The sequence below is a fragment of the uncultured Devosia sp. genome (assembly GCF_913055165.1).
In the GTDB taxonomy this organism is placed as follows: Bacteria; Pseudomonadota; Alphaproteobacteria; order Rhizobiales; family Devosiaceae; genus Devosia.
Window position 1 is genome coordinate 22,307 of record NZ_CAJXJS010000002.1, and the last position, 20,900, is coordinate 43,206.

Below are 20,900 nucleotides of genomic sequence, written 5' to 3' on the forward strand. Positions count from 1 at the left end.
AGCGAAACCCCATCCCTGGATCAACCCATGCGGCGCCCAAGCTTGGTGTATCGCTTGATCGCCGTTTCACGTTTCAGGCGGGAGACGCGGGACAAGAAGAAGATACCATGCACTTGGTCAATCTCGTGCTGGGCGACGCGGGCTGGAAAGCCGCTGAGCTGGAGGTCCTGTGCGACGCCTGAAGCGTCGGTGAAGGAAATGCGCGCAACGCTATGGCGGTTCACCTCTACCTCAATACCGGGCATTGAGACCGACCCTTCCTTGCCGCTAACCACATCGCCGTTCAGTTCCTCGATCTGTGGGTTGAAAAGGAGACGATAGTCCCGTGTGCCAGGATCACTCAGGCTGACTACGGCGACCGGTTCAACATGTCCGATGTGCACCGCCGCCAGGCCGTAGGCCTGTGCTTCGGTGGCCGCGGCAAGAAGTTCCGAGCCAATGGCAAGCAGCCGGTCGTCGAGATCGCGCATGACAGCGGGGATATTGAAGCGGTCATCGGGATAGTGGATGAAGGTCACGGGGTATTGCCCATCTTGCGTGCGATGCCTCTGACTGGTAGGTCGACTATCGGCTGGTCCCGTAGCTCAGCAGGATAGAGCACAGGATTCCTAATCCTGGGGTCGTGGGTTCGAATCCCGCCGGGATCACCATTTGCATATACGCTACTCTCTGGCCGGCCATGCAAGATATGGCTCCCCCACCATCGTGGCGCGTCCACGAGTCGAGCGCTGTTCACGTGCTTGTGAACGACTTACTGATTGTGGTTGCGGGCGGCACGATTGCCATCGCAAGGAATTGTCGCCTCCCAATAATTGAGTACGAGACAGTAGGGACGCCGAAGGCATGGGCGGCCAGGCGCATCGAAGCGCAAGAATTCGTTAACACATCTATCGGCAGGCTGGCCGGCGCTATTGAACTGCGGTGCGGCTATGTCAGCAAAAGCTATCAAGCTTCCTCTCGCGGCTGCGCTCGCAGCCCTCATGTTCTCCACAACGCCGTCAATCGGCCTTGCCGCATCTGCAGCGCCGCTGGGTTTCCAGCTGTTCTGCCTTGAGCAGCCGGCACATTGCCGCGGCGGAGGCAAGTCCCAGGTGGCGCTGACCAGGGAAGTGCTCGAAAGCATCCGGCGGGTCAACAGTCAGGTCAACCGGTCGATCCGGCCGCGAAACGATCCTGGCCCCGACGTCTGGACGCTCGGGGCAAGCTCGGGTGATTGCGAGGACTATGTGCTAAGCAAACGCTACGCCCTGATGCGCGCAGGGCTGCCTTCCAGCGCCTTGCGCATGGCACATGTTCGAACCCGGGAGGGGATCGATCACGCTATCCTCATCGTCAAGACCGACCACGACGATCTGGTCCTCGACAATCTGGTTGCCGATGTGCTGCCGCTCAACAAGGTTTCCTATCGCATTGTCGCGGTATCAAGTGCCGACCCTATGGTCTGGACCCCGTAACGACAGTCAGGTCGTCGGCGGTGAACTGCCAATAGTGCGCAGTCCGGAACTCGAGACGGGTGATGTCCTCGAAGCCGGCCGCGAGGTAGGTGGGCCCGAGGGCGGAGAGCGTCATCTGCTCATGGTACACCTGTTCATCGCCACGCCAGGCGGAGATCAATAAAGTTTCTCCTTCCGCATCCAGCGCTGATGCGCCGAAATAACCGCCGACGAAATCAAACGGTTCGAAGCTGGTGATCGCCGCGGGATGCCCTGACCCGTTGTACGCGAGAAACTCCCCAGACATGACGCCGTTGCGATAGCCCTCCGGATCATAGAATTTCCGGTGCGTCATGACGAAATTGTCCCAACCCAGACCGGCGTAACCTGATGGAATCTTGAGGACGCCTTCACTTTGAAGGTCATCAAAAGTTATTTTTGTTCCGGCTGCACCTTTGTCCGTCAACGATGTCCACCAGGCCTGCGCGATCTGTACCGGCGTGGTCGTCACCTGGACCGCCCGGGAGGGGGTTGTCTGGCTATGCCACTCACCCTCTTCGACTGGAGCAACAAAGTGATGCGCGGGATCGACCTCAAGACGCCGGATCGCCCGGTGTGGCCCAGACAGGACTGGCGCCGCATCCAAGTTTTCGGGAAGCGTCCCGAAGATCGTCAGATTTGGTGCCAGGCCAACAAGCGCCGGCGCGGGATCTGCAATCAGGTCGGCTGGGCTACCCGGCCGCAACCGGAACTGCGTTGTCTGAACAGCATTTCGCGTGGTGACCTGCCATTGCGGCGGCACGCGGACCGCAAAATCATAGGTCCCTTCAAACATGATGTCGCCATCAGTCCGGGTACCAGACATCGTGAAATTGGCGAAACCCGCGCCATTGGAGGCACTCCAGCTCGGACGGCCAGGTCCAGTCACATCGACCAGAATGCCCGACATGGGCTGGTCGCCGAGGTTGTACAGACCGTCGCGGTTGAGGTCTCGAAAGACGAATACAGAGATATTGAGGCTGCCTTCCCAATAGCTCGACCAGTCTTTGCGCGCTGGATAGTCGTCTTCGTTGGCTTGTACCGGAAGACCCGCAAGGGACGTCAGAGCGGCCGCTCCGAAGACCAGTGCGGCCGCAGTACTCGGCCCCCGCCACCGGGGGAACGATCGAGCGCCCCCCCGGCGTGATTGCACTTCGGCACATGCCGGCTCGATCGGGCCAGCCATATCAGTCCTTGCCACCTTTGCCCTTACCGTGGCCGCCATTGCCATGGCCGCCATTGTCGTCACCACCATTGCCGTGACCACCATTGTCGTGACCACCATTGCCGTGACCACCATTGCCGTGGCCGCCATTGCCGTGGCCGCCATTACCGTGACCGCCATTGCCATGGCCGCCATTATCGTCACCGCCATTGCCGTGGCCGCCATTGTCGTCACCGCCATTTTCGTCACCACCATTGGTGTCACCGCCGTTGGTGCTGCCGCCGCCGTTGGTGTCACCGCCGTTGGTGCTACCGCCGTTGGTGCTGGTGGTTGTCTCGCCAGTCGTCTCCGAAACAAGCGAAGCAGCCGGTCCCGGAGCAGTGGCGCCCGGAATTGCCGCGGTGCCGCCGCCGAGGCACAGGCTGTCGGCAATGTTGTTCAGCTGACGTGTTGTTGCACCGGAATTGGCGCCACGGGCGAGAACGCGAATACCATCTGCCGTATTGAGGCAGACCGGAAGGGGGACGCGCGGAAAGCGTCCCGATTGGGCGAGATTAAGAGCCAGGGTGGAAATCTCGACATCGCTCCGCGCTCCGGCACCAAGAAAGCCCGCCGCTGCGTCAGGACAATCCCTGGCCTGGTCCAAGTCGGGGCATGATCTCAGTACTTGCGCGATGGTCAAAAATTGCTGCGCCTGGGCCGTGATGGGCGCGGTGAGCGCACTAACAGCGAGCAAGCTGCCCAAAAGATACTTTGTCCTCATCTCAACACTCCTGTCATCGACTGTACACACTGAAGAGCAAGAGCAGATTTCCCTGCAGCGCCGATTGGACTTGCAGTACAGGCACTCACCTTCAAGTCATGACAAAGTATCGCGGAGGCGCCATGCTCCTTTGACGATGGACAAATTTATTAAAATTGTTGCCCTGAGGCGCAGTTGGCGCTCCGGTAGGCGAGAGTGGCAACGGGCCAACCGAGTTTTGAGTTTATGCGGCAAGTCGGGGCGCTGCCTCCCGCGCTCCAAGATGAATAAGACCAGTATCTTCTCGGCTGATCCAGAAGCCGGGCTCATTGGGATCGATAGCCTTGGTAGCTGAAGGCGAGCTACCGACTAGTCTGGGCCTGGTCGCTCAGGTCAACTCCAGGTGCGGTCCCAAGAATATTCGTCGTCCCATTGCTTGGTGGCCTGCCAAATGCCGGCGACACCCGGCTGGAGATGCTGCACGATGACATCGTCCACAACATCGTCGATACCCAGCCCTGGCTTGTCTGGCATCTCTATGAAGCCATCATTGACCAAAGGCTTGGGAAGGCCGGTGACGATATCGTCCCACCAGTCGACCTCAACCGAATGGTATTCCAGTGCCATGAAGTTTTCTGTGGCAACGGCGACGTGCGCTGCCGCCATGGCGGCGATCGGACTTTCGGCCATGTGAATTGCCATGGCCACGCCGTGGTCCTGGGCCATGTCCCCGATCTTCTTCGTTTCGAGGATTCCGCCAGAGGTCAGCAAGTCCGGATGGATGACGGACACTCCGCCGCTCTTGAGCAGTGGCTCGAAGCCTTCCTTAAGGTAGATGTCCTCGCCGGTGCAGATCGGTACCGTCGTCGCGTCCTGCAACTGACGATATTGCTCGGTATATTGCCAGGGAATGACGTCCTCGAGCCAGGCTGGCACGTATTTTTCAATCCGCCGGGCCAACCGGATGCCGTTCTGCAGCGAAATATGCCCGACATGGTCAATGGCCAGCGGAACCTCGTAGCCGATTACCTCGCGCACCTCGTGAATATACTGTTCGAGCAGGTCGATGCCCTTATCGGTGAAGTGCAAGCCGCTGAAGGGGTGGCGGACATTGTGTGTGTCATAAATCGCGTTGCGGGCACGGCGATCTTCCAAGGTCTTGGCCGGCCCCCGCTCCGGGTGAACCCGATAACCCTCAAGCGAACCTGCCGGCGCCACAACCGCCCCGGGGATATCGGCGATCTGCATGAGGCCAAGGTCCATCTTGAGGAAGGTGAACCCCATGTCCATACGGGCCTTCAGCCTTCGGCCCGTTTCTGTACCGCTGGGCCGTTCTGCATCCGTATCACAATAGCAACGAACCCGGTCCCGGAACTTGCCGCCGAGCATCTGGTAGATCGGCACTCCATAGGCCTTGCCAGCAAGGTCCCACAGGGCAATCTCGATGCCTGAGACACCCCCGCCCTGGCGCCCATGGCCACCAAATTGTTTGATGCGGCGGAACAGACGATCCACATCGCAAGGGTTTTCACCGAGGAGCCGAGACTTGAGCATGAGAGCGTAGGTTGCGCTGGCACCGTCGCGCACTTCTCCGAACCCGACAATGCCCTGATTGGTGTAGATCTTGATCAGCACCGAGGTGAACGGGGCCCCAATAATCTCGGCAACCCTGAGGTCAGTGATGCGGAGTTCGCTAGGCCGTGAGGCCGTGCGGATGTTGGACTGAATCGTTTCGTCCGTTGTTGCGGCGTCCATGGTCTTCCCCTCTTGATCAGTGAACTCACGCCCGGTGCATCCTGCTTCGCTGAAGCTCTCGTGGTGGTCGAATGTGCTCAATCGGCCCCTACCCCCATGCCGTGGCACCGCTATCCGGCACGGGCGGCCTCAGCGGCACGCATTTGCTCCAGAATGTGGCGTCCTGAACCCTCGACATGCTGGGCGACCAGCGCTGCTGCTCGTTCGGCGTCGCCGTCTTTGATGCATTGTATGAGTTCTCGATGCTCGCGCATGACCTGCGCGCGCCGCGCCAGGGTGAAGCTGAAGCGCCGACTGACCGCGCGCAACACCTCGCGGTGCTTCCACCACAACTCGGCGGCATGCCGATTGTAGTGGCGCTCATACATGATGGTGTGAAACCTTGTGTCGAGTTCGCTGTGGCGGATCGGATCGGCAAAATTGTTGCGCTCGATCTCATCCTGGATGGCCTCGAGTTCAGCTATGTCTTCCAGCGTTGCCATACCCACAAACCAGCGCGCCAGGGCCGGCTCGATCAACACGCCGATCTCGTAGATGTCCCTAACGAAGTCCTGATCGATCGGCCGGACGCGTGCGCCCCGGTTGGGCGAGAAGACCACGAAGCCCTCTCCTCGCAAGAGCTGCAGCGCCTCGCGAACCGGGTTTGTGGATGTGCGATGACGTTGCGCCAGCTCGGCCACAACCAGCCTTTCATTGGCCTTCAGCCGCCCCGAGACGATGTCATCGCGAATGAGCTCGTAGACAGATGCTCCCGCGCGCGAGGCAGCGCTGGGCTCTAATCCCGCTGGTGGCTGTGCCTTGAATTCTGTCATCCCGATAGCGATCGCTCCTGCTCAACTAGACCTGGCCCTGCCAGAAACCGGCACCACCACTCGGGCTACATTCGCCACGAAAGACTACAAATAATGTATAATCAGGCGTAGTTGACACGCAATATGGCTTCTATATCGTTCTCAAGGTCAGCACAGGTGGCGCCGAAGCAGCCTTCCGATTGTCTGGGGGCCCCCTCCCAGGCGGCATTATCGGCGTCTACTTGGCCTTCGCGAAATCAGCCAGTGCCCATTGGCGACCGAGGACCTCCCGAGAACCGTCATGACCCCAGCCATCAAGATTACCGGCATAAAGTCCTATCCGGTTCGGGTGGGGGTTCGAAATCAGCTGCTGGTCAAGGTCGAAACCGATCAGGGCCTCAGCGGGTGGGGCGAAAGTGGGCTCACCGGCCGGGAGAAAGCGGTTGTCGGCGCTATCGAGCACTATCGGGAATTTCTCGTCGGCCAAGACGCGTTGCAGATTGGCCGGATATGGCAGGAACTCTATCGTAGCCAATATTTCGAAGGCGGCAGGGTATTGCAGGCGGCCATCTCCGCCATCGACATCGCGCTGCACGACATCAAGGGCAAGGCTCTGGGGGTGCCCGTCTATGCGCTTCTCGGAGGCAAGCATCGCACCTTCATTCCCACTTTCGCTTCTACCGGCGACAGTGGGAATGAAGGTGCGGTGGAACGGGCGCAAGAGCTGCGAGCATTGGGGTTTGATGCTATCCGTTTCTTTCCGATCGGCCAGGACAGCCGCGACCTGTTCGAGCCTCGCGAGTCCATCGCGCCGACGGCACGCCTCTTGAACAAGGCCCGCGAGCAACTGGGCGATGCGGTGGTGTTGGGTATCGACTACCATCACCGTCTGTCCGTTGCCGAGGCAGCTAGTTTCTGCGGCAAGCTCGACCGTGGCGTCCTCGACTTTCTTGAAGAGCCGATCCGGGACGAAACGCCGGAGGCCTACGCATCGCTGAGGACGATGACAGATGTTCCGTTCGCCATTGGCGAGGAATTCTCCAGCAAGTGGCAATTCCTGCCCTATGTCGAGCGGGGTCTGCATCAGTTCAATCGCCTGGACGTGTGCAATGTAGGCGGCCTGACAGAAGCGATGAAGATCGCCGGCTGGAGCGAAGCACACTATGTTGACCTCATGCCGCATAATCCTCTGGGGCCGGTGTGCACCGCAGCCACAATCCACTTTGCGGCGGCAGTACCCAATTTCGCCTGGCTTGAGACGCGGGAACCAGAAAGAGAGCTTGGCTTCGACGATTCCGACTTCTTCCCTGTTCAACCGCGCCTCGAGGGTGCGGTCTACCCGGTCAGCGATGCACCCGGGCTGGGAATAGAGGTCAACGAAGCCTCGCTGGCCAAGCAGAGCTTCAGCTTCTGGGAAGCGCCGCATTTGCGGCGAAGGGATGGCTCCGTGACCAATTGGTAAGGTCGGGGCAAGGGAGGACCAAATGATCACGACAGCCGACATCAACCGGCCGCCAAAACACCTGATCGAGGGGCTGAAGAGTCTGGGTGCGGCTACCATTGCTGGCACACTCGGCCATCTCGGATTTCGCAACCCGCACATGACCGGCATCCTGCCTCAGATAAAGGGGAAGATCATCTGCGGTCCGGCATTGACGCTGCAATGCCTGCCCCAGCGTCCAGACCTGTTCAACGAAGGCGAATATGCCGATCCGGAGACCCAGTTGCACCGGCACGTACTTTATCACGTCCAGGAAGGCGATGTAGTGGTGGTGGATGCCCGCGGCGATATGCGATCAGGCATATTCGGCGACATGATGTCGACCTATTTCAAGGGTCGTGGGGGCGCCGGCATCATCATAGACGGGGTGATGCGTGATCGCCCGAATGTGGAGAAACTGGACCTGGCGCTCTGGTTGAAGGGCTGGTCCCCAAATTATCACGTCCAGACCGACATTTATCCCAACGCTGTGAACGTCACGATTGCCTGCGGCGGCGTGACCGTCGTGCCGGGAGACATCATCGTGGCCGACGACGACGGGGCGGTGGTGGTGCCGGTATCCATGGCCGAGCGGGTGCTGGACGATGGCCAGAAGCATGCCGAGTGGGAAGAGTTTTCCCGCATGAAGCTTATGCAGGGCGCTTCGCTGCAGCGCTACTATCCGCTGCATCCGGACGCCCAGGCCGAGTACGAAGCCTGGCGTAAGCTCAATCCGGCGAAGCCGGCGTAGGTTTTTTCCAAGCATAATTTGCAGCGAACCAATTGACGGCCCGGGGGAGGCACCTTTGAAAATCACTTCGGTCAAGACGGCGGCGACTCGCGGCCATTGCATGCACCTTTGGGTCCGTATCGAGACGGATGCCGGCATCACCGGCCTGGGCGAATGCGTGCATGGCGGCCATCAGGCGATCGCCATCATCGAGCGTGAACTGGCCGACAAACTGGTCGGCCGCGACCCCTTTGCAATTGACGCCATTTTTGAAGAAACCAGACGCAGCCTTGTCTTTGAAGGCGGTTTTGCCGGGGCGCTGATAACGGCGCTGACAGGTATTGAAATTGCTCTTTGGGACCTAAAGGGCAAGGCGTTGAAAGTGCCGATCTACGAGCTGATGGGCGGCAAGTTCCGCGACAACATTCGGGTGTACTGCGACTGTGAGGTGTCGCCTGGCATGAACATGGACGAGGTGCAGGCCGAGGTCGATCAGGTGCTCGCCGCGGGTTTCACCGCCCTCAAGGTCGATCTCGACATCCGCGCCTATGGTCACACAGGCAGCGAAACTGGCTGGTACGAAAAGGACAGGTTCAACATGACTCCCAACAAGTGGGAGCATGATCGCATGGTGCAACTGGCGGAGATGGTTGTGAAAGCCGCCGGCAAGGGCGTGGAAGTCGCCTGTGACCTCCATACGCGCCTCGACAAACACAGTGCCATCCGCCTGGCCCGCGACCTCGAACATCTCCAGTTGATGTGGCTGGAAGAACCCATTCCGCCCGAAAATATTGACGTCATGGCGGAAATTACCCGCAGTACGTCTACGCCCATCTGCGCTGGTGAGAACCTCTATCTGCGGCACGGCTTCCGCAAATTGCTCGAACAGCAAGCGGTCGACATCATCATGCCCGACATTCCAAAGTGCGGCGGGCTTTCGGAGTGCCGCAAGATTGCCGAGCTGGCCGATCTTTATTCAGTGCCTTTCGCACCGCACAACGTGTCGTCGCCTATCGGGACGATGGCGTCCGCGCATGTATGCGCCACCATTCCCAATTTCCTGGTGCTGGAATTCCACTGGTTCCATCGCGACTACTGGTCGACGATCACCGACGGTGGCGACATCATCCAGGACGGCAAGATCAAGCTGAGTGACAGGCCCGGCATCGGGCTTGAGCTCAATCAAGAGGTGGCCCGGGCCCACCAATATCCCGGCACCACCTGGTTTGCTTAGGCCCACCGCAACTGCGCGGCACGCTCAGCCACTCAGGCTGCGCGTGTCGCGTCCATAGACCAGCAGCATGCCAACGATAACGCTGCCATAGATCACCTGGCGCCCAGCCTCGGGCATTTGCATGATCGAAAGCACCGAGTTGAGCAATACGATCAGCGTGACGCCGACCAGTGTGCCTATATAGCGCCCCTGCCCGCCCAGGATACGTGTGCCACCAATGACGACCGCCGCAATTGCGGGCAAAAGATAGGCATTGCCCATGCCCTGGTAGGCCTTCGTTGAATAGCCGGCCAGAAGGATGCCAGCGGTCGCCGCGCATACCCCCGAGGCCACAAAAGCCCCCACGATAACCCAGCGAGTTCTGATGCCAGAGAGGTAGGCGGCCGCTTCGCGATTGCCTGTGGCATAAATGGACCTGCCAAATGCGGTTCGTGACAGCAGCAGCACAATTACGACCGAAACTGCTGCCCAGACGAAAATGGCCACCGGGACGCCGAACAATTTCTCTGCCGCCAGAAAGCGCATCAGCGGAGTCGCCTGATCCTGAGGGGCAAAACCTCCCGTGTGCCAGACCATGAGCCCACGCATCACTGAGTCTACGCCCAGGGTGAAAATCATGGATGGAATGCGCAGATAGGCAACGCCAATGCCATTGACCAGGCCAACCGCTATTCCAACGGCGATACCGGTGGGCAAAGCGAGGTCACCGCCGACGGCGGTGGCCATCATAGCGGCTGCGGTGAGCGTCCAGGGGATCGAGAGATCGATATGCCCCAGCAAGATCACCATCATCATGCCAGCGGCGACGATGCCGAGAAAGGCGCCCGTCTGCAATTGCTGCAGAAGGTAGTTCGGCGAAAACAGAGGTGCCGTACCCTGTGTGTACAGGGTGTAAATGGTGCCGAGAACGAGGATCACCACGATGAAGCCGGCAGAGACAAGTACTGGCTTGTCTTCCGATCTGAGGTGCAAGAGAGCAGACTGCATGGCGGTATCCTAGCGGAAGAGTTCGAGACGGTTCTTGACCCGCAACACGCGAAAGGCCCCCAAGCTCACGGCAGCGAGCAGCACGATCCCCTCCACAAGGGGCTGCAGGAGCGGATCAATGGAAAGGATGCGGAAGTAAAACGAGATGACGCGAAGGATCAGCGCACCAATCAGTGAACCGATTGCCCCGCCCATTCCGCCCAGAAGAGACGTGCCACCCAACACCACGGCGGCAATGGAGTTGAGCGTATAGGCGCCGGCCTGGGTAATGTCGGCATTGCCCGAGGCAGTCTGTATTGCCAGGTAGAGCCCACCGCACGAGGCAAAGAATCCTCCCAGGGTGAAGGCCGCGACCTTGGCGCGGTTGATCGGTAGGCCGGACATGAAGGCTGCGCCTTCTGCCGAGCCGATTGCGTAGATGGTGCGGCCCAAGACGGTGCGGCGGAACGGCAACCAGACGCAGACGCCGAACACCAGAATGATGAGCAGAGGCACTGGGATCCATGCCACGGGGGCAAACCATGGCGCGTCCGGATCAAACAGGCCGTAGGTTTCTACGAAGTCCCAAAGCGAATTCGTCAGGGCCCAGTTGAGGTCTCCGTCAATGTCGCCCCCAGGCTTGGGCCGGATGAAGAGTGCTAGGCCGATCGCAATGGCGCCGGTGGCCAAGGTTGCGATAATCGGCTGGATGCGCCCGTAGACGACGATCAGGCCATTGCAGAGCCCGAAGGCGGTGCCCGCGGCCAGCGTCACGACCATGCCGAACACGATCTGAAGAGGCGAACCATTGACCAGAACCGAGGCGATACAGGCCGCGAGGGTCATGACTGCCCCCACCGACAAATCCAGGCCGCCTAGCAGGACCGGTATCGTCTGAGCCATGGCCACGAAAACAATGGCCACTGACTCATTGGCATTCTGGATCAGGACTGCCGAAGAAAATCCACGCGGATGCAGGATATTGTAGATCAGGTAGATGATGCTGAGCAGAATAACGGCACCGTAGAGACCGCGGTTCTGACGCATATTGGTCGAGAGGGCGGACATGGCAGTCACGAAACGGCCTCCGGTCCCGACGCATGAAGGTTTAGGGAAGCGCCAATAATCGCCTCCTCGTTGATGGCGGCGCCAGCCAGCTCGGCAACGATGGACCCGTCATACATGATGGCAACCCTGTCGCAGCAGCCGATGAGCTCGGCATAGTCTGTGGAATAGAAGAGTATCGCGCGGCCCTCGTCGGCCAGCTCGCGCATCAGGCGATAAATCTCTTGCTTTGTGCCAACGTCGATGCCGCGCGTCGGATCGTTGAGCAGGATGACATCAGGGTCGGTCATCAACCACTTTGCGATGACCACCTTCTGCTGGTTGCCCCCGGACAGCGTGGCCACGGCATCCTGCGGCGATCCCAGCTTGATCTGAAGCTTGGCGATCGCCGCATCAACCGCCTCGCTTTCCAGGGCCGGGTCGATAAAGGGGCCAACCGATACCCGGGAATAGGAAGCAGCGAGCAAGTTGTCCGATATCGACATGGGCAACATCAATCCCTCGGTCTTCCTGTCTTCGGGCACCAGGCAGATGCGGCGCGGTTCTCGTTTCGCTGCTGCAGGTGACAGCGGCGCGCCGGTCTTCTCCCCAACCTTCACTGTCCCCTCGACGCCCCGCAGCACGCCAAACAGTGCCAGCATGAGCTCCTTCTGCCCCTGGCCGTCCAGGCCGCCCAGGCCCACGATTTCTCCTTTACCTACCGACAAAGAGGCCCCCTTCAGGCGCCCTTCCCAGGACAGATCGTTGAACTGCAGGTGGGGCGCCGTTCTCTCCGCTTGTGGCTTTGGCGGAAAATGTGCGTCAACCTCGCGTCCGATCATAAGCCGGACAATCTCTCGGTCAGTCTTGGTGCCCTTGGTGAACGTTTCGACATGCCGACCATTGCGAAAGACCGAGAGCGTGTCACACAGCCTTTCCACCTCGTTCATGCGGTGGGAAATGAACAGGCTCGCCACATTGTCCTGCCGAAGATCCTCCAGCAGGCCATAGACCGTCTCCACGTCCTTACGGGTCAGGGCCGATGTTGCCTCATCCAGAATCAACAGCTTGGGTGATTTTCCGACCGCCTTGGCGATCTCAACCATTTGCCGGCGGGAAAGCGAGAGATCCTTCACGAGCGCATTCGGATCGACATCCTCGCATTTGATGCGCGCCAGAACAGCCTCGGCAAAGCGATACTGGGCGCGCCGGTCGATCATCCCAAACTTCAGAGGAGGTGCGGCCAGGCTGATATTGTCTGCAACGGTCAGGTCCGGAACCAGAGAGAGTTCCTGGAAAATGCAGACCACCCCGGCCGAATTCGCCTCGGCCGGATTGCTGAACCGGACTTGCTGGCCCTCAAGAAACATCGCGCCGCTGTCCGGTTCGAGGACACCGGCTATGATCTTGATCAGGGTCGACTTACCCGCTCCATTCTCGCCGAGTACGGCATGGATGGAGCCGCGCTTGCAGGCAAAGTCGACATTTTCCAGAGCTCGGGCGCCAGCGAAGTGCTTCGAGATCCCCGTCAGCTGAAGAAAGGGTTGGTCAGACATGTTTGGCGATGCCCCTGGGCCAAATGATAACGGAGTGGTGGCGCCGATGACCGGCGCCACCGGATTGGCTCAGTTCACGTCGGCCTCAGACTGCGCCATGATCGCCGGGCCGGAAATGTTCACGCCACAGGGCGGGAACTCGTTCACGGTGAAGAAATTGTCCGGCAGGTCAGACCAGTAGTTCAGGCCATCTTCCAGTTCGTCATAGGTGGCGACAGGCAGCGGCACCGAGATGAGCTGCGGCATGACATTGCCTTCGAGGGCCGAGACCGCAGCCTTCATGGCTATTGCTACCAGGCCGGGAGACTGGCCGATCGAGATGCCCTTCAGGCCGTCATCGGCATGCTCGGCAACCAGCTTTCGGAAGCCATTCTCGGACTCGCCCGCAATCGGCACCATGGGATGCCCGGCATCCATCAGCGCCTGAACGGCACCGGTCGTGCCGCCCTGGACTGCAATCGCGTCGAACTGACCATGAACGGCAATGGCGTCTGCCGTCACCTTCTGTGCAGTGCCATCATCCCAGTTGCCCACGACTTCCACGATCTCCCAGTCGCCACCGGTGGCGTCAAAGGTCTCGTGGATCGCGGCCGATCGGTCACGGTCAACCGAGTTGCCGGCCAGGCCGCGCACCTCCAATATCTTGCCGCCGGTCTTTCCCTGGGCCGCAAGCTCATCAATGATGAATTGGGCCCATTGGCGACCCATCTCGGTCTGGTCTTCGTTGACCTGCATCACCGCATCGGTATCGAGCACGTTGTCGAAAGGCACCAGCACGACATTTTCGCGATCGGCCAGGCGAATAACACGGTCGAAGCCATCCGGGGACACCGCAATGGTGACGATCGCGTCGAAGCCTTGATTGATGAAGTCCTCGATGGCCCCCAATTGTGCGGGGGCGTCGGTGCCGGTAGAGACGACCTTGAATTCGGCAATCTTGTCCTTGATCGCGGGATCCTCGGCGAACGCCTTGGCGGTCTTGATCATCTGGATACGCCAGGTGTTGCCGACGAACCCGTTCACAACGGCGATCCGATAGGGGCCGTCCTGGGCGGGCCATTGCAGGTACTTGGTGTCCGCATTCCAGGGCGCAAAACAAGATGGATCGGCTCCCGGTCCCGAAACCACTTCCGGGCCGGCCAATGTCAGGCTGGTCGACGCGAGTATTCCCGCCGCAACCAGTAGTGTTACACTCATGGTCTTCATAGTCGTCCTCCCTCTCTAAAACGTCTCTTCGACGTGATGCCCAGGTGGCCGGCTCGCGTGAGCCGAACGACCTGCACATGATTTGCAGCAGGTGCTCCTAAAGCGCTCGCTGCTCGGACCCCGACTCCTCCTCGAAGGCCCAAAGTCCCAGTTCAAGATGCGACACCAGCGCATATTGGTAGTGGATGCGATCGCGCTGCTCGAGCGCATCGACAATCGCGTCGTGCTGCTCGAACGTGTCCTGGTTGAAGTCCCGCAACTCCTTGGCCCGCTCCATAATGCGGATGATCACCGGCTTCATGATCCGGTAGACATCGCGCACCGCCCTGTTGTTGAGGATTGAGACAAGCCGCAGGTGAAAGCAGAAATCCTGCTCGGACGCCTCGGGAATTGTCTGCGCGGATTGTAACCGGGCGTTGATCTCCCGGAGTTCGGCAATGTCTGCAGGGCCGACATTGTCAAACAGGGTGTCCACGGTACCGACCTCTATCAGCTTCCTGAACCCCTGAATGTCGTTGAAGGTGCGGCGGGATATGTCGAGCGTGTTAAACGAGAACAGGTCGAGTGCCCGCTCCATGCGGTCGTCGATCAGCGTGGCTCCCACCTTGGGGCGCACCGCCACCACCCCGTAGGCCTTGAGGATACGCATAGCTTCCCGGACGGTATTGCGTCCGGCATCGAAGCGCTCGCACAGCTCCTTTTCGGTGGGCAGGCTGTCGCCAACCTGCAGGCCCCCATCGGAGATCAGTTTCCTGATCTTGATGACCATCGCATCGACTGCTGATGGCGCCGCATGTTCCCTCGCCGGCGCCCGACCGTTGGCGGTCTTCCCGGAGCGCTTCGTCGTCATCCCTTGACTGCCCCAACTGTGAGACCTTCGGCCAGGAATCTTTGCGCGTAGATGTAGAGCACTGCCACCGGAACCGCGGTGAGCAGCGAGGCCGCCATCAACTTGCCCCAGGGCAGGATATCGCCAACCACCAGCGACTGCAGCCCAATGGGCAGCGTGCGCAGGGATTCGGAGGTGATGAAGACGAAGGCGAACAAGAACTCGTTCCAGGCATTGGTGAAGGCAAACAAAGTCACCGAGAGGATCGCCGGTGCTGCCAAAGGCAGGGTGATGCGCCAGAAAATGTAGAAGCGACTTGCACCGTCGATACGCGCGGCTTCCTCAAGTTCGACCGGTATGGACCGGAAATACCCCATCAGGACCCACGTCGCGAATGGAAGGAGGAAGGTGGGGTATGTGAGGATCAGCGCTGCGTGCGAGTTGATCACGCCGATCGATGTCAGCGTCTGATAGAGCGGAATGAAGAGAAGTGTTCCGGGCAGCAGATAGGTGATCAACAACAGGGTCGTCAGCATGCCGGCGCCACGGAACCGCAGCCGCGACAATGCGTAGGCCGCAAGCGAGGCCAGCGCGACAGAAATGACGGTCGCGGCAGCCGACACGAAGGCGGAGTTCAGCAACCAGGTCAAGAAGGGTGTGTCTTGAACCAGAGACCGGTATTGCTCAAGCGTGGCTGGCTCGGGCCAGAATATCGAGACGCGCTGGCTGATCTGCTCGGTAGATTTAAGCGAGGTAATAACGATCCAGTAGAAAGGAAAGGCCACAAAAAGCAGCACCGGCACCAACAGCGCCACGCGCAGCCAAGGACCACCCTCGCGGCGCACGGCTGCACTGGTCATCGGTTGGGTCGCTGGGCGCCCACTAGCGATACGCAGGCGACGGATCAGCGCTTCAAATGCTCCAAACACCATTTGGATGGGCCAGAAGACAATGTCCAACAACAGGTTGACGCCCTTGGCACCAAGGGCCACCAGGCGATCTGCAATGCCTGGTCGAGCATCAAACCCACCATCGCGCTTATCGTCGTGCCGCATGAAGCGCGCCAACAGCCAGATCAGCACGGCCATCAACGGCGCCACCGAGAAGGCGATGGCAATGCCCGGACCGTACTGCAGCGATCCAATCGCTTTTTCATAGGCAAGGATTGAATAGAGCTTGGTGGCACCGCTAGGGCCGCCAGCGGTCATCAGGAACGGCAGGCCGAACTGGTTGAAGGTAGATATGAACGACAACAGCATCGTCACCACGATGACATAGCGCAGACTGGGCAGCGTAACGTGCCTGAAGCGCTCGATGGCATTGGCGCCATCCACCTGGGCTGCCTCGATCTGTTCGCGATCAACCGCCTTCAATCCGGCCAACAACAGCAACACGAAGAAGGGTATGCCCTTCCAGACGTTGACGGATATAATTGAGCCCATCGCCATATTCGGGTCGGAAAGCCAACCAAGAGGCCGGTCGATGACGCCCACCCCCTGCAAGATCGGATTGAGCCCACCAAACATGGGATCGTAGATGCTCTTCCAGGCAAGTGCCGTAACGATCTCCGGCACGATCCAGGGAAGCAGCATGATGCCGCTGAGAAGGCTTCGGAAGGGTAGTCGACTGTTGAGGATGAGGGCTACCGACATCCCGACGATGAATTTGAGCAATAGCGACCAGAACGTGAAAACAACCGTGTTCTGGATGGATTGCAGGAAATCGCTGTTGGTCCAGAGGCGTTCATAATTACGCAGGCCGACGCCTACGGTTTCCCCGGTCAGGAAATTGAACGCCGTGGTGCTGATAAAGATGGCATTGACGAACGGCCAAAAGATCAGCAGCACCATGATCAGGACCATGGGCAGCACGAACAACTGCCCCACCTTCCAGTCGGGCCCGAAGAGATTTTCAAGATACTTCTTGCGCGACTTCCGCGGCGGCGCCCCCGCTACGGACAAAGTCATCCGGTCTTCCATGCCTGCACTCCATCAGGGCACCGCACCAGATGCCCAGCCGAAAATGGGGGAGCGCCGCACGGCCAGCTGGCCGCGCTGACGCTGGTCGGTCATCAGCCGCCGGCGGGGCAATCACGCCCCGCCGGACCTGGCTTTCGACCTACATGATGCCGCCTTCTTCGAAGAGCTGGACGATCTTGTTGTGTGCGTCCTTGACCGCTTCCTCGGACGTCATGCGGCCGGCGATCACATTGCCCATGGACTGTTCAAGGATGCCCTGGGCGCGGATGGCATCGATCTGCGCGGCAGGCTGCGCCGGCCAGGAGGCGCCGATGAACGGATCGGGCACGCTGACCTGATCCTTGATGATTGCGAAATTCGGATCAGCCGCAATCAAGTCCTCAGTCCAGAGGTTTTCATAGGCAGGCATGAAGAGACCCCCGGCCACCGAAGACATTGGCGTGAAGTTTGCCGGATCGAGCAGGTCGAGCGCCAGTTTCTTGGCCAGATCGACATTGGGCGCACCCTTGAAGATGGTCAGCCAGCCACCCACGGCACCACCGTCTCGGCTATCGCCGTTGTTGGCGTTGGGTTGGCGCAGAAGCACCGTGTTCGGGAAGACCGGGTTATTGTCACGCTTGGCCGCCGCATAGACCGAGAACGCGTTGTGCGTATAGCCGATACTGCCTGCCAGATAGGCCTCGTTGTTGGAAATATCGCCCCAGCTTTCGACGCCCGGCGGCAGCATGGCCGCGTATTTGCCGTTGCGGTCGTAGGTCTCGCGGACGAACTCGTAGGCCGCAACCGTCTCCGGTGAGTCGAATTCGACCTTGGTGCCCGTTTCGTCGGTAAAATGACCGCCGAAAGCATTGAGGATGCCTGAGGCTACGCCCCAACCGTCACCAGACTGGTTGACCGTCAATCCCCAGCCCCAGAAACCGTTGTCAGGGTCTGATATGGCGAGGGCCGCTTCGCGCCGCTGCTCCCATGTGTCCAATGTCTGCGGGTCTATACCCTTTTCCGCCAGCTTATCGCCCCGGAAGAAGGTGCCGGTGGTATTGGCAATGAACGGAATTGCCACCCAGCGACCGTCAATCATGCCGGACTTCTCGGCATTGATGCCGCGCATCACATTGCCATATTTGCTGATGGCTTCCTCGACGACGTCATTGACGTCCTCAAGCAGGCCCAGCAGGTGCATTTGCGGCACCGAGACGTTGCTGGTGTAGGCAAGGTCCGGCGGATTGCCGGCTCGGACAGCAGCCGACATCTTGCCCAGGAAGTCGCCAAACGATTCCGGATTTGTGGTCGAGATGTCCAGCTCCGCACCATTGGCGGCAGCAAACTTGGTCACTGTATCGCGGAACAGATTCTGGGCTGCCTCGAAGTATTCGGTGCGGTGAATAACCGTGAGCTTGCCGGCGCTGCCGGTGGGCAAATCCAATTCTGCGGGTGCATCCTGGGCAAACGCCGGGAGGCCCTGGCTTCCCGCCAGCAGTCCCAGACCAGCAGCACTACCGCCGCGCAATACATCGCGCCGAGTAAATTTGTTTGACGACATAGTCCCAATCTCCTCCTCAGTGGAACATGCGACCGGCATCCGCACGCCATGCGTGGGCCCTGACAAAGCCAGTGGACGCCAAGTCCTCCCCTATGGGGCCAATCCCTCGCCCCTCCTTCACCGCGACACGCTCTTTTGTCCCAGCATTGGCAGTGAATAAGCCGACTATTACGTCTCTGGACTCCTTTGGTCAAGCTATTGTCGGACAAAAGGGTTGTTTGATCTGATTTCGTCGATTAAACATTGAGCAATTGCACGAGCCTGAGCCGTGACCTCAGGCGCGTTGCGCGGACCAAAAAAATAGGGCGCGCAATACGAACAGGAGGGGAAGAATGGGCGCTGTAACGATCCGTGACGTGCGCAAGAATTACGGCAATCTGGAAGTGCTGCATGGCGTGACAATCGACATCGCCGATGGCGAATTTGTCATTCTGGTCGGGCCGTCCGGATGCGGAAAATCTACCCTGCTGCGCATGATTGCCGGACTAGAGGACATCACCGGCGGCGAGATCGAGATCGGCGGGCAAGTCGTCAATGACCTTGCCCCCAAGGACCGGGACATTGCCATGGTGTTCCAGTCCTACGCGCTCTATCCTCATATGACAGTCGAGGAGAACATGGGGTTCTCTCTCAGGCTGGCGCATGTCCCTCGCGATGAAATTCGGCGGCGCGTCGCCAATGCCGCTGAGGTTCTGGGGCTGGAATCCTATCTTGAGCGCTATCCACGACACCTCTCCGGCGGCCAACGCCAGCGCGTAGCTATGGGAAGGGCGATTGTCCGCAACCCGCAGGTGTTTCTGTTCGACGAGCCCTTGTCCAACCTCGATGCGAAACTGCGGGTGCAGATGCGCAGCGAGATCAAGATGAACCATCGACGCCTGAACACGACCACCGTGTATGTGACGCATGACCAGATCGAAGCCATGACAATGGCGGACCGTATCGTGGTGATGCGTTCAGGATATGTCGAGCAGATCGGATCTCCGCTGGATCTTTATGACCGCCCCAACAACCTATTCGTGGCCGGATTCATCGGCTCGCCCGCGATGAACATCCTCGACGGCAGCATCGAAGGAACAAGTTTTGTCGTTCCAGACGTACCTGCCATTCCGCTAGACCCCGAAGCGGTGCCGCTGCGCGACGGCCCCGTCAAGCTGGGCATTCGCCCGGAACACCTGGTGCTCGACCCGGCCGGCCTTCAGGCCGAGATTCTGGTCGTTGAGCCAACAGGTTCAGAAACACAGGTCGCTCTCCGCATCGGCAGCCAGGAACTGGTGGGGGTTTTCCGCGAACGGATTCCCATGAGGCCGGGTGACACGATCGGCATTAGTATCGCGGCCAAGCAAGTCCACCTCTTCGATCCCGAAACGGGTGCCCGGCTTGGCGACTAGTCGCGCCGATACCACACCTTCCTGATCTGACGCCTATGCACAGGAGGCCTAGCAGCCATAGGCTCCGGGCGGTTGTTGTGTCGCACTATCTTCGGCGACACTAAAGGGGTATTGGGACGCACGCCCATGTGCACCTCTGCCCTTCGACATCCTGACTCGACCTAGTTTATGGCTTTTCGCGACTTTTCCGACGACGCTGCCCCCATCCAGTCCAACCCAGCGGACGGCCATAGGGCATCAACCAGGCTGGCCAATCGCGCCGATATCAAGGTCCTGCAGCTATTGGGGCGTGAGATCGTTAGCGGGATCTACCCCGCCGATGAGCGCCTTCCGGACGAAGCGAGCATGCTTGCCAGGTATCGCATCACCCGGACGGCCCTGCGGGAGGCCTATGCGCAACTAACGGCAAAAGGGATGATTGTCGCCAGACCCAAGGTGGGCACCAGCGTCACCCCGCCCGCCTCCTGGAACATGCTGGATGCCGATGTCTTGCGTTGGCATCTTGAAACCAGACCGCTCGAGGAAATTGTAACGAGCCTGCACCCTCTTCGACGCATGATTGAGCCGGGTGCGGCAGCCTTGGCCGCGCAACTTCGCACTCAGGAGCAACTCGATCGCCTCGAGCGGGCGTACCAACTGATGAAATCAGCCGGCCAAGATCGGGACGCTCTACTGTCCGCGGATCTCAGCTTTCATCTCGAAATCCTTGTTGCGACACACAATCCCTTCATCCGAGCCTTCAGTGGCCAACTGCGCGCCATCATGCAAAAGACGCTACCTTCGGGATGGGATGGGGTTGAATCCGCAGCTCTCAAGCCGGCCAGGCTGCTTCAACATCTCGACGTGCTTGAAGCCATCCGTGTGCAAAATGCAGATATGGCCAGGATGCGGATGGAAATTCTCATCGACGACTCCTTGAAGGACGTTCTGCTCGGATTGGAAACGGGCGCCGACGGCGCCTTGTCCGAGGGCGTTGCACGAATTTTGGCCGCCAACGCAGCCTGCACTTAGTATCGGTAT

17 protein-coding genes and 1 tRNA gene are annotated in these 20,900 nt (G+C 59.7%); 7 read left to right on the plus strand and 11 right to left on the minus strand.

Annotation, left to right across the window (positions count from 1 at the left end; genetic code table 11):
* Positions 1-20 precede the first annotated feature (20 nt).
* The gene (locus QZ564_RS01205; RefSeq protein WP_297103548.1) at positions 21-518 is read right to left on the minus strand and encodes a peptide deformylase; all 498 of its coding nucleotides are present in this window, start codon (positions 516-518) and stop codon (positions 21-23) included.
* A gap of 55 nt (positions 519-573) precedes the next feature.
* On the opposite strand from QZ564_RS01205, the gene QZ564_RS01210 reads away from it, so the two are divergent.
* Both QZ564_RS01210 and QZ564_RS01215 read left to right on the plus strand, forming a co-directional pair.
* A tRNA-Arg gene (locus tag QZ564_RS01210) sits at positions 574-650 on the plus strand.
* Positions 651-980: 330 nt separating this feature from the next.
* Positions 981-1,454 (plus strand): transglutaminase-like cysteine peptidase, encoded by a 474-nt coding sequence (locus QZ564_RS01215; protein WP_297103552.1) that lies wholly within the window; start codon positions 981-983, stop codon positions 1,452-1,454.
* On the opposite strand, the gene QZ564_RS01220 is transcribed toward QZ564_RS01215, so the two are convergent.
* From QZ564_RS01220 to QZ564_RS01230, 3 genes are all read right to left on the minus strand, one after another.
* A complete protein-coding gene (locus QZ564_RS01220; RefSeq protein WP_297103555.1) occupies positions 1,435-2,787 on the minus strand; it encodes a hypothetical protein in 1,353 nt (450 codons plus the stop codon). The genes QZ564_RS01215 and QZ564_RS01220 overlap by 20 nt on opposite strands.
* A 985-nt stretch (positions 2,788-3,772) precedes the next feature.
* Positions 3,773-5,134 (minus strand): mandelate racemase/muconate lactonizing enzyme family protein, encoded by a 1,362-nt coding sequence (locus tag QZ564_RS01225; protein ID WP_297103558.1) that lies wholly within the window; start codon positions 5,132-5,134, stop codon positions 3,773-3,775.
* Between the two features lie 110 nt (positions 5,135-5,244).
* Positions 5,245-5,946, minus strand: a complete 702-nt coding sequence (locus tag QZ564_RS01230) for a GntR family transcriptional regulator (RefSeq protein WP_297103561.1) — start codon at positions 5,944-5,946, stop codon at positions 5,245-5,247.
* 280 nt (positions 5,947-6,226) lie between these two features.
* Between QZ564_RS01230 and QZ564_RS01235 the strand changes: the two genes are divergently transcribed.
* From QZ564_RS01235 to QZ564_RS01245, 3 genes are read left to right on the plus strand one after another with little or no spacing between them, the layout of a single operon-like run.
* Positions 6,227-7,387, plus strand: a complete 1,161-nt coding sequence (locus tag QZ564_RS01235) for a mandelate racemase/muconate lactonizing enzyme family protein (RefSeq protein WP_297103565.1) — start codon at positions 6,227-6,229, stop codon at positions 7,385-7,387.
* A 22-nt stretch (positions 7,388-7,409) separates the two neighbouring features.
* On the plus strand, positions 7,410-8,156 hold the full coding sequence (locus QZ564_RS01240) for a ribonuclease activity regulator RraA (RefSeq protein ID WP_297103568.1): 747 nt from the start codon (positions 7,410-7,412) through the stop codon (positions 8,154-8,156).
* A gap of 55 nt (positions 8,157-8,211) precedes the next feature.
* Positions 8,212-9,369 (plus strand): mandelate racemase/muconate lactonizing enzyme family protein, encoded by a 1,158-nt coding sequence (locus QZ564_RS01245; protein ID WP_297103572.1) that lies wholly within the window; start codon positions 8,212-8,214, stop codon positions 9,367-9,369.
* A 24-nt stretch (positions 9,370-9,393) separates the two neighbouring features.
* Here the strand turns inward: QZ564_RS01245 and QZ564_RS01250 are convergent, their stop codons facing one another.
* The 7 genes from QZ564_RS01250 to QZ564_RS01280 all read right to left on the minus strand — a co-directional run bounded on the left by QZ564_RS01250 (position 9,394) and on the right by QZ564_RS01280 (position 18,489).
* Positions 9,394-10,356, minus strand: coding sequence for an ABC transporter permease (locus QZ564_RS01250; protein ID WP_297103575.1), 963 nt, complete (start codon positions 10,354-10,356; stop codon positions 9,394-9,396).
* Positions 10,357-10,365: 9 nt separating this feature from the next.
* The gene (locus QZ564_RS01255) at positions 10,366-11,403 is read right to left on the minus strand and encodes an ABC transporter permease (RefSeq protein WP_297103819.1); all 1,038 of its coding nucleotides are present in this window, start codon (positions 11,401-11,403) and stop codon (positions 10,366-10,368) included.
* 5 nt (positions 11,404-11,408) lie between these two features.
* Complete coding sequence (locus QZ564_RS01260) at positions 11,409-12,935, minus strand: sugar ABC transporter ATP-binding protein (RefSeq protein WP_297103578.1); 1,527 nt, start codon at positions 12,933-12,935, stop codon at positions 11,409-11,411.
* Positions 12,936-13,004: 69 nt separating this feature from the next.
* Positions 13,005-14,141, minus strand: a complete 1,137-nt coding sequence (locus tag QZ564_RS01265; RefSeq protein WP_297103581.1) for a sugar ABC transporter substrate-binding protein — start codon at positions 14,139-14,141, stop codon at positions 13,005-13,007.
* A 97-nt stretch (positions 14,142-14,238) separates the two neighbouring features.
* On the minus strand, positions 14,239-14,910 hold the full coding sequence (locus tag QZ564_RS01270) for an FCD domain-containing protein (protein ID WP_297103584.1): 672 nt from the start codon (positions 14,908-14,910) through the stop codon (positions 14,239-14,241).
* A 77-nt stretch (positions 14,911-14,987) separates the two neighbouring features.
* Entirely contained in the window at positions 14,988-16,949 is a 1,962-nt protein-coding gene (locus QZ564_RS01275) for an ABC transporter permease subunit (RefSeq protein WP_297103587.1), read from the minus strand.
* A 139-nt stretch (positions 16,950-17,088) separates the two neighbouring features.
* Positions 17,089-18,489, minus strand: coding sequence for an extracellular solute-binding protein (locus tag QZ564_RS01280; protein ID WP_297103590.1), 1,401 nt, complete (start codon positions 18,487-18,489; stop codon positions 17,089-17,091).
* A 332-nt stretch (positions 18,490-18,821) separates the two neighbouring features.
* Between QZ564_RS01280 and ugpC the strand changes: the two genes are divergently transcribed.
* Entirely contained in the window at positions 18,822-19,880 is a 1,059-nt protein-coding gene (gene ugpC, locus QZ564_RS01285) for a sn-glycerol-3-phosphate ABC transporter ATP-binding protein UgpC (RefSeq protein WP_297103593.1), read from the plus strand.
* 168 nt (positions 19,881-20,048) lie between these two features.
* Positions 20,049-20,891 carry a FadR/GntR family transcriptional regulator gene (locus QZ564_RS01290; protein WP_297103595.1) on the plus strand — a complete coding sequence of 281 codons (843 nt, stop codon included), beginning with the start codon at positions 20,049-20,051 and terminating at the stop codon, positions 20,889-20,891.
* Positions 20,892-20,900: the final 9 nt, after the last annotated feature.

Coding starts and splice junctions, on each gene's coding strand:
- QZ564_RS01290 (WP_297103595.1), top strand. CDS start 20,049: ATGGCTTTTCGCGACTTTTCCGACGACGCTGCCCCCATCCAGTCCAAC.
- QZ564_RS01220 (WP_297103555.1), bottom strand. CDS start 2,787: ATGGCGGCCACGGCAATGGTGGTCACGGCAATGGTGGTCACGACAATG.
- QZ564_RS01275 (WP_297103587.1), bottom strand. CDS start 16,949: ATGGAAGACCGGATGACTTTGTCCGTAGCGGGGGCGCCGCCGCGGAAG.
- QZ564_RS01255 (WP_297103819.1), bottom strand. CDS start 11,403: ATGTCCGCCCTCTCGACCAATATGCGTCAGAACCGCGGTCTCTACGGT.
- QZ564_RS01250 (WP_297103575.1), bottom strand. CDS start 10,356: ATGCAGTCTGCTCTCTTGCACCTCAGATCGGAAGACAAGCCAGTACTT.
- QZ564_RS01265 (WP_297103581.1), bottom strand. CDS start 14,141: ATGAAGACCATGAGTGTAACACTACTGGTTGCGGCGGGAATACTCGCG.
- QZ564_RS01225 (WP_297103558.1), bottom strand. CDS start 5,134: ATGGACGCCGCAACAACGGACGAAACGATTCAGTCCAACATCCGCACG.
- QZ564_RS01215 (WP_297103552.1), top strand. CDS start 981: ATGTTCTCCACAACGCCGTCAATCGGCCTTGCCGCATCTGCAGCGCCG.
- QZ564_RS01280 (WP_297103590.1), bottom strand. CDS start 18,489: ATGTCGTCAAACAAATTTACTCGGCGCGATGTATTGCGCGGCGGTAGT.
- QZ564_RS01230 (WP_297103561.1), bottom strand. CDS start 5,946: ATGACAGAATTCAAGGCACAGCCACCAGCGGGATTAGAGCCCAGCGCT.
- QZ564_RS01270 (WP_297103584.1), bottom strand. CDS start 14,910: ATGGTCATCAAGATCAGGAAACTGATCTCCGATGGGGGCCTGCAGGTT.
- ugpC (WP_297103593.1), top strand. CDS start 18,822: ATGGGCGCTGTAACGATCCGTGACGTGCGCAAGAATTACGGCAATCTG.
- QZ564_RS01260 (WP_297103578.1), bottom strand. CDS start 12,935: ATGTCTGACCAACCCTTTCTTCAGCTGACGGGGATCTCGAAGCACTTC.
- QZ564_RS01240 (WP_297103568.1), top strand. CDS start 7,410: ATGATCACGACAGCCGACATCAACCGGCCGCCAAAACACCTGATCGAG.
- QZ564_RS01235 (WP_297103565.1), top strand. CDS start 6,227: ATGACCCCAGCCATCAAGATTACCGGCATAAAGTCCTATCCGGTTCGG.